Here is a 7,973-nt window from a genome sequence, read left to right on the forward strand (position 1 = left end):
GCTGGATCGGTTCACGGTGCGGGGGCGGGGCGGGACGATTTTGCAGCCGGGGGTGGATTTGCTGCGCGACTTGGCGCGGCGCGGGGAGTTTCCCCGGCGGGGTCCGGTGTTGGTCATCACCGATGGGTATTGCGAGGAGAGCTTGGAGGTTCCCTTCGAACATGCGTTCTTGCTGCCAGCGAGGCGGCGCTTGCCGTTTGTGGCGCGGGGGGAGGCGTTTGGGATGGAGTGATGGTGGCTGGTGCCCCGAGCGCTTTAAGGCGATTTCCGAAAATGCTTGTCACCGTTGATCTGGATGTAGGATGGGTAGAGCGTACTCGCGAAACCCATCGAGCCGGACACAGGGTGATGAGTTTCGCTTCGCTCTACCCATCCTACAGGTATGTCTTTTCCTGGAAATCGCCCTGCGCGAAACGGTTTTTGTTCAAGCACACAGGAAAACAACAACGTGCTCGGACACATCAATCCCCCGATCTGCCGCCTACGCCCGCAAACCCGCGCCGAATACCGCCATCTGTACTGTGCTCGCTGTGCCACAGCCTGCGCCGCCAATTCGGCCTGCCCGCGAGCCTCCTCATCAGCCACGAGTTGACCATCGGCCTCCTGGCCCACGCCGACGGCCTGGCCGCGTCCCTGGAATATCAGCCCTGCCCGGCCCGCTTGTTCTGCGGGACACGCCCCATCATCCGGCACGATCCCGTGGACAAGGCGGCGCGAATGAATCTGCTGCTGGTCTGGCTGAAGTTGGTGGATTGGGAAGCCGACTGTCGGCGGTTTTAGGGCGACGTTGCCCGGAGAATCATCGAGACCCGACCCGCATCCGGCGGTTCTGGCCGGAATTGCCGGACAGCGTGCGGCGGTTCATCGGGGACTATCTCCAGCTCATCAAAGCGCCCAATCCGGCTTTCCCGGACATCCAGAGCGCTTCCGGCCTATTGGCTACAAACCTGCTGACCGAACTCGTTCCGCACCACGCTGTGACTCCTGCATTGCTGCGGCGGCTGCGGAAACTGAACGGCGGATTGCCGCGCCCGTCACATGCCGTTGTGGGTCAGATTATTTCCGCTGTTGGCTGGACATCTTCCCTTTGAGGGCGCATTGTGTTGGAACAAGTCCCAAATCGGGTCGTTTACCATCGTTTTTAAGGAGGGAATCAAATTCAATGCCTCGCGACCCCTTTCTAACCGCCAGCCAATTCCAGCAAACCTGCGGCTATTGCGGCTGCGTGTTCCGCGTGGAAATCACCTGGCAAACCTCCTATTCCTATAAAGCCGGCCGGGACACTCAGGGCTATTCCTGCCCGGAATGCCACCGGGAATGCCGCATCAAAACCGCCACCACGCCCGAAGTCACCTTGATTTCGAAGCGCACCGACCAGCGCACCGGACCCTGCCCGGTGACTCGGGAAACCGCCAGCACATAGTCGAAGGCGAAAGTTGGAGTGCCAGCTTTAGCTTGTCTCCCGCCGCGCCGGGCAAGCTAAAACGCGCACTCCGGCAATCCCGAGCTTTCGCGCCGCCATCCACCAGCCCACGCGCTTGGAGTCCAAGGCTTGCTTTGGACGCCGGTGTTGGGCCGCTCCCACGGAAAAAGCCCGACCGGCAAGAAGTCCGACGCCCCCATACGGTCATTCACGACTGTCGCATTTTTCCTCCCGTGTTAAGTTAGGCGCACCGGGCACGCCGCCCGACCGCGTGTACGGAACCACGGAGCGACCCACACCATGGAAGGATTCCCACCCCGCCCCCAGCTTCGGCAATCCGCCGAGGAGCCGCCCTTTGAGCCGACGCCCCGGCGGACGCCGCTCGATTCCGGCTGGCGACGCCCCGCGTCTCGCCCCTGGCTGGCCCGGCTGGAACAACCCCTTTGGCTGCTTCTGCTGGTCGGGGCCGTGGGGCTGCTGTTCGCCACCGCGCCGCAGAACGGCGACTTCTGGTGGAGCGACGCCCCGCGCCACGCCTTGAACGGCGTGTTCCTGCTGGACGTGTTCCGCGCCCTGCCCTTCGCCGACCCGGCGGGTTTCGCCAAGGCTTGGTACGCGCAATACCCGGCGCTGTCCATCCTGTTTTATCCGCCGCTGTTCGCCCTCACCGAAGTGCCGGTGTATGGGCTGTTCGGCATCTCTCATTTCAGTGCGCAGCTTACGGTCGCCCTGCACGAGGCGGCGCTGGCGGCGGGCCTGTTCCTGTTGGCGCGGCGGTGCTTCTCGCCGGGCCAAGCCTTCGCCGCCACCTTGTTGTTCATCAGCTTTCACGAAATGGCCTCCTGGGGACGGCAGGTGATGCTGGAAATCCCCGTGTACGCCTGGCTGGTCTGGACGGCGGTGTTTTATCTCGATTACCTCGACACCCGCCGCCCCAAATACCTGTACGGACTCGCCCTGCTGGCCCTGGGCGCCTTGTACACCAAGCAGACGGCGGTGTTTCTGGTGGCGGGGCTGGCCGGATTGCTGGTGTACGAAACCGGCGGACGCATCCTTCGCGATCCACGCCTCCTGCTCACCGCCGCCGTGTTCACCCTGGCCCTGATTCCGCTGGCCGTGCTGACCCTGAAATTCGGCCAGACCAACCTCAACGCTGGCACCGGGGAAAACAGCGGCGAATTGTCCCGGCTGAGCTGGGCCAACTGGACTTATTACATCGAACAACTGCCCACCCAACTGGGCTGGCCCGCGCTGGGGCTGGCCCTGCTGTATCCGCTGGCGCGGCGTTTCGGCCCGGATCGCCCCTTATTGCCACCCGCCGTGGAACGGCTGCTGGCGGTTTGGCTGGTGGCGGGCTACCTGTTCTTTTCCCTCATCGCCCTGAAAGAACCCCGGCACAGCCTGCTGATCCTGCTGCCGCTGGCCTTGTTCGCCATCGCCACCGTGGCGCGCTGGCTGCCGTCGAAACCGGCGACCGCCGCCGCGCTGACCCTGGCGGTGGGCTATTTCGGCTTGGCGGTGGCGGTGGATCGACCGCCCGCCATTGTCGGCTACGACAAAGCCGCCGAATTCGTCGTCGACGCCGCCCCCGCCCGCAGCATGATCTTGTTCTCCGGCTACCGGGACGGCTCGTTCATCTTCAACTTGAAGGCGCGGGACGCGGCGGAAAAACTGGGCGTGCTGCGCTCGGACAAGCTGCTGCTGCGGGTCAAAGTAAAGCGCGAGTTAGGCGTGGAAGAGCGCGGGCTGACCCAAGAGGAATTATCCGCCGCGCTGAATCGCTACGGGGTGAGTTACGTGGTGAATGAGCCGGATTTTTGGAATGACCTGCAAGCCATGCGGGTTTTGCAGAATCTTCTACATACCCCCCAATTCATCAAGGTGGGCGAGATACCCGTCACCGGCAACATCCCCCATCGGGACCGGGTATTGGAGGTATACCGAAACCTACAATACATGCCGGGCACCAATGAGCGTCCGCCCTTGGAATTATTGATTATTGATGAGGTTATTTGAAATGGCGGCTCGTTCCCAAGCGCCTGCTGCACTGCCATGAAGTTAAACGCTCGTAGTCCCGCCTTCAGGCGGTAAACGGGTTACGAAGAACCGGCTGAAGCCGGGACTACGAGCGATACCACTCATTCCCAAGCAGACGCTTGAAAACCACTAAATATAAACAACAGCACAAGGAATCGTGCATGACCCTATCAAAAACCATTCATATTCCAGTCTTAATAATTCTCACCATCGCCGCCTTGCTTCCCCTGTGCCTAGTCGATATTCTCCCATTGCTGGACTATCTAAACCATCTCGCCAGAGATTATGTGCTAGCCCACTATAACGAATCTGATATTTTCCGTAAATTCTACCAACCCCAATGGGCGTTCCTGCCCAATCTCGCCATGGACTTGGCGATTGTCCCGCTGGCGAAGTTCATGTCCATCGACTTGGCCGGCAAACTATTCCTAGCGGCTATTTTCATACTGACGGCCTCGGGTGTATTTGCCCTGTCGTACGCCCTGCATGGCCGGGTGGAATGGCCCGCCTATCTGATATTCCTATTCCTCTATCACCGGCTGATCCTTTGGGGCTACCTGAACTTTTCTTTCGGAATCGCCCTAGCCCTGTGGGGTTTCGCGTTATGGCTATTAATGCGGAATCAAGCCTGGGCGACTCGATTTGTTCTATTCACAATCATGGCCGTGGCGATTCTGCTTTGCCATTTATTCGCCTTCGCCGTGTATTTGCTATTCATTGGCGGGTATCAACTGGGCCAAACCCTACAAGACTGGCGCAAGGATTCGCTGCGGCGCGACCTCAAAGATTGGGCGCTGATATTCGCGCACATCGCCGTACCCGTCATTCTGTTTCTAGTTTTAAGCCCCACCACAGAAAAATCCAGCGAGATAAGATTCGGCTCGTTCATACAAAAACTGACCCCAGCGTTTCATGTGGTCAATAATTATTATCGCGGCTTGGATTACGCCACATTCTTTCTACTGGTTGGATTCATCGCGCTGGGTTTATGGCGGAAATGGCTGACGCTAGCCACGCCCATACTATGGCCGCTGGTCATTGGCGGCTTAATCCAATTGGTTATTCCAGACACCTTATTCGGGTCACAAACCGCCGACTCCCGGTTGCCTATTGTGTTATGGATGTTGCTGGCGGCGGGTCTGCAATTCCATGGAAATGGGCGATGGTTCGCCAAACCGATACTGCTAGGCTTCCTTGCTCTAATATTGGCGCGTCTTGCCGTGGTCGCCGTGGAATGGCATAAATCCAATGCGATTTACGGGGAATATTTGGCGGCATTTGAAACCATCGAACCCGGTTCCAAATTATTGGCGGTGGTTGCCCTGCCTCGCGATCCATCCTTTCATCATCCGCCTATCAACTTCATCGCCAGCCGGGCCGTGATCGGAAAATCCACGTTCGATCCATTCATGTTTGCTGATTACGGCCATCAGCCCCTAAGCTTCACTGAATCCTACCAAAAGCTGGCTCAGGCAACGCCGGGACCGATTATTGATTATTCCTCAGAAGCCGTGTCCAAAGGCCGTGCGCTCAGCGATTGGGAGAATCCTTTCAAGGATGAAATCATACGCCAATATGATTATCTGCTACTCATTAATGGGGGTGTTTTCCATGACTTTAAGCCGGATCACTTACAGCCCGTCCACCGGGGCAGCAACTTCGTAATTTACCGAATTGAGCGATAATAAATTATTTATATAATCCCAGAATAGCCAAATAACGCTCAAACAGGCCATGACAAAGCAGCGGCAACCACACTCGCCACGCCGGGGATAGCGACCCTATCTAGGGATAACATCCCTTCTTTGCTATCAGGGAGGAGTTCTTCAATGTGGTATAAAATCATCTATGTCGGATTATTAATTGCCACCACAGGGTTTGTTTGGCTCTACGATCAACCCTTGGCATCCGACATGCCCATGCACATGGCGCTCGCCAAAGTCTACGCGGATCATCTGGCGGGCATGGATAGCGCCGACCCCGTCTATCAACCTTATTTCGCCCTGTCGTCCTACGAATTGCCGGAATTACTGCTAGTGCCGTTAATTATGGCGTTCGGCATCGACTTGGCCTGGAAAATCGCATTATCCATTTATGGATTGATTTTCCCATTATCGGTCAGCTTTCTGGTGGGTAGAATCAATCCGGCAAGTCGTTGGACCCGGCTGGTGGGTTTCCCCGTGACCCTTGGATATTTTTTCCATTGGGGATTCTGGCCTTTTTTAGTGGGCTTTGCCGCTTCAGTGGTGGCAACCGGGGTTTCACTGGGAGGCCACCACACTAAAACATCCCGGCTGACGGAAATACTCACCCGCTTGCTCACCTTCCTATGCCATCCCATCCCTGCGTTTTCCGTGGGCATCTTCGATATTGTCCGATTGTTCCGAGGCTTTCTACCCTGGTCTGAGCATCCCAAGCCCTCCTTTCTGAGAGCCTTTGGTCAACTCAGCCTGTTGTGGTTGCCCTCGATTATGGTGGCCTTAATCATGCTCGGCAGCGAAATCGACGCGGGCGGATTTCGCTGGGTGAATTTGCCCAGTCAAATCGTGCAATTGCTGCGACCATTTTATTTGACCCGGCAATGGCATGAATTCGCCGTCCCGCTGGTATTTGCCGCGTTTTTGACTTATCGGCTCATTAAGTCGGTGGATATCCGCTCGGACCAAGGGATGCTTATTTTGGCGGGCCTTGTCTGCGTGCTTATCGGCCTGTTGATTCCGCGAGGCCGGTTCATCGGTTCCTGGGAAAATGGTGCCCGCGTAATTCTTTATGGGTTTGTCTTGATTGCCGCGTCTTGGGCCTTAATCGAACGGAATTCCAGGGCGCTGATATTGGGTTGGGTGATTACCGGCTCCGCCATTAATCTAGGGGTTGGCACCAAGCTTTGGTCCACCCATGAGCCTTCGTTCGCTTGGGCCATGGATATATTGGATAAACGCTTTCGGGGTTATCGCATCGTCGAGGAAGGCGCTTGGACCGGTGATACTGGTATTGCGCTGGGGAATAACCTCCCGATTTGGGCCTGGTGCAAGGGTATTGCCACGGACGCCAAAAACCTGGCGGGCATACGCAAAACCGGCCCGGCCATTTATAACGGCATGACCCCGGAGCAACGGGCCGAGGCGAAAACCGTGGTGCTTTATTACCACCCGTATCGGCGTTCGCCCGAGCTTTGGGAGGATTATCCCGAGCATCCGATTTATTTTGATTCCGGCGAGATTTATTCCATCCAAGAGCGGTTGGCTGCGACCACCGAATCTAAGGAGGCGGAAAACAATTAGCCTACAATGCGGCCTTTACACTAATCGATGCCCCCGCCGCCATGCCCGACACGTCACCGCCGCTGTTCTTCATCACCCCCGCCTTTGGCCGCGCCGCCGTCGGTGGCCTGGGTGTCGCCGCCGAGCGCATCGCCGGGCATTTCGCCTCGGCCTGCCCAATCACCGTGGTCACGCCGACGCCGGACCTACCGCCCCACACCCACGAATTCACCGAATCCGGCGGCATTCCCGTGGTGCGGGTGGGCCGAGGCGGGGATGGCAAGTTGTTCCTGCAATATGTCGCCGATGTGCTGGAAGCCTTGAGCCGGGACCACGCGCCGCCCCGCTTTTTGGCTTTTTACTGCAACGAACTGGCCTACGCCGCCAGCCTCGCCGCCGCCCGGCGCGGCACCGCGCCGCTGTTGTTTGCGCGGGGCAACGACATCGACTTGGAAATTTTCGGCGAGTGGGCCTTCCATATCCACGCCGCCCTGAGCCGGGCCGAGTGGGCGTTCTGCGTGAGCCGGGAAATGGCAGGGAGAATCCGCGCCTTCTGCTCCGAGGCCAGGCCGCGCTATGTGCCCAACGGGGTGGATGAGCGGGCGTTTGAGTTTCAAATAGATTATGCGCCGAACCCGCGCCCGGTGATTGGCCTGTTCGGCGATGTGAAGCACAAGAAAGGGCTGGATCAATTGCTGGCCGCCGTCGATTTCGGGCGCTTCGACCTGCGCATCGTCGGCAACTTGCGGGAGGAATCGCGGAAGCTCCTGCACGGCTTTCTCTCCCTGCGCCCGGACTGCCACGAGCATATCGCCACCCTGCCCTACACCGACGATCCGGCGACGCTGCGGGCGCATTACGCCCGCGTGGACCTGGTGTGCATTCCGTCCGTCCATGAGGGCATGTCCAACGTGATGCTGGAAGCCATGGCGATGGGCAAGGCTTGCGTGGGTGCGGCGGTGGGCGGGGCGCTGGACGTGATCCGGGATGGGGAGAATGGCTTCTTGTTTGAGCCGCGCTCCGTGGCGGGTTTGAGCGCGGCCTTGGCCCGTGCGGCGGATTGCCTGGAGGGTGAGCATGAAACGCTACGGCGGCGGGCGCGGGAGACGATCCTCGAAGGGTATACCGCCCAGCAGGAGCGCAAGCGCTATCTGCGAATCTTCCAACAGGGACAGGACTGACAGCTTTATCAAGCGTGCCGTGGGAGCGGGCTTTAGCCCGCGATTGGCGCGGATGTCGCGGGCTAAAGCCCG

At 58.7% G+C, this 7,973-nt stretch carries 8 protein-coding genes; all 8 read left to right on the forward strand.

Features of this window, described 5'->3' with window-relative positions; translation table 11 throughout:
* A partial coding sequence (locus tag ACXWUF_RS14625; RefSeq protein ID WP_458495385.1) for a hypothetical protein occupies positions 1–232 on the forward strand: 232 nt, incomplete at its 5' end.
* A 116-nt stretch (positions 233–348) separates the two neighbouring features.
* On the forward strand, positions 349–780 hold the full coding sequence (locus ACXWUF_RS14630) for a DUF5685 family protein (protein ID WP_458495386.1): 432 nt from the start codon (positions 349–351) through the stop codon (positions 778–780).
* Positions 753–1,091 (forward strand): hypothetical protein, encoded by a 339-nt coding sequence (locus ACXWUF_RS14635; protein ID WP_458495387.1) that lies wholly within the window; start codon positions 753–755, stop codon positions 1,089–1,091. Before ACXWUF_RS14630 ends, ACXWUF_RS14635 begins: the two co-directional genes overlap by 28 nt.
* 71 nt (positions 1,092–1,162) lie before the next feature.
* Positions 1,163–1,423 carry a hypothetical protein gene (locus ACXWUF_RS14640; protein WP_458495388.1) on the forward strand — a complete coding sequence of 87 codons (261 nt, stop codon included), beginning with the start codon at positions 1,163–1,165 and terminating at the stop codon, positions 1,421–1,423.
* 300 nt (positions 1,424–1,723) lie between these two features.
* Positions 1,724–3,439 (forward strand): glycosyltransferase family 39 protein, encoded by a 1,716-nt coding sequence (locus tag ACXWUF_RS14645; RefSeq protein ID WP_458495389.1) that lies wholly within the window; start codon positions 1,724–1,726, stop codon positions 3,437–3,439.
* Between the two features lie 140 nt (positions 3,440–3,579).
* Positions 3,580–5,145 carry a hypothetical protein gene (locus ACXWUF_RS14650; protein ID WP_458499428.1) on the forward strand — a complete coding sequence of 522 codons (1,566 nt, stop codon included), beginning with the start codon at positions 3,580–3,582 and terminating at the stop codon, positions 5,143–5,145.
* Between the two features lie 144 nt (positions 5,146–5,289).
* Positions 5,290–6,741 carry a hypothetical protein gene (locus ACXWUF_RS14655; RefSeq protein ID WP_458495391.1) on the forward strand — a complete coding sequence of 484 codons (1,452 nt, stop codon included), beginning with the start codon at positions 5,290–5,292 and terminating at the stop codon, positions 6,739–6,741.
* Between the two features lie 41 nt (positions 6,742–6,782).
* Positions 6,783–7,901 carry a glycosyltransferase family 4 protein gene (locus tag ACXWUF_RS14660; RefSeq protein WP_458495392.1) on the forward strand — a complete coding sequence of 373 codons (1,119 nt, stop codon included), beginning with the start codon at positions 6,783–6,785 and terminating at the stop codon, positions 7,899–7,901.
* Positions 7,902–7,973: the final 72 nt, after the last annotated feature.

It is taken from the genome of Methylomagnum sp. (assembly GCF_054333355.1).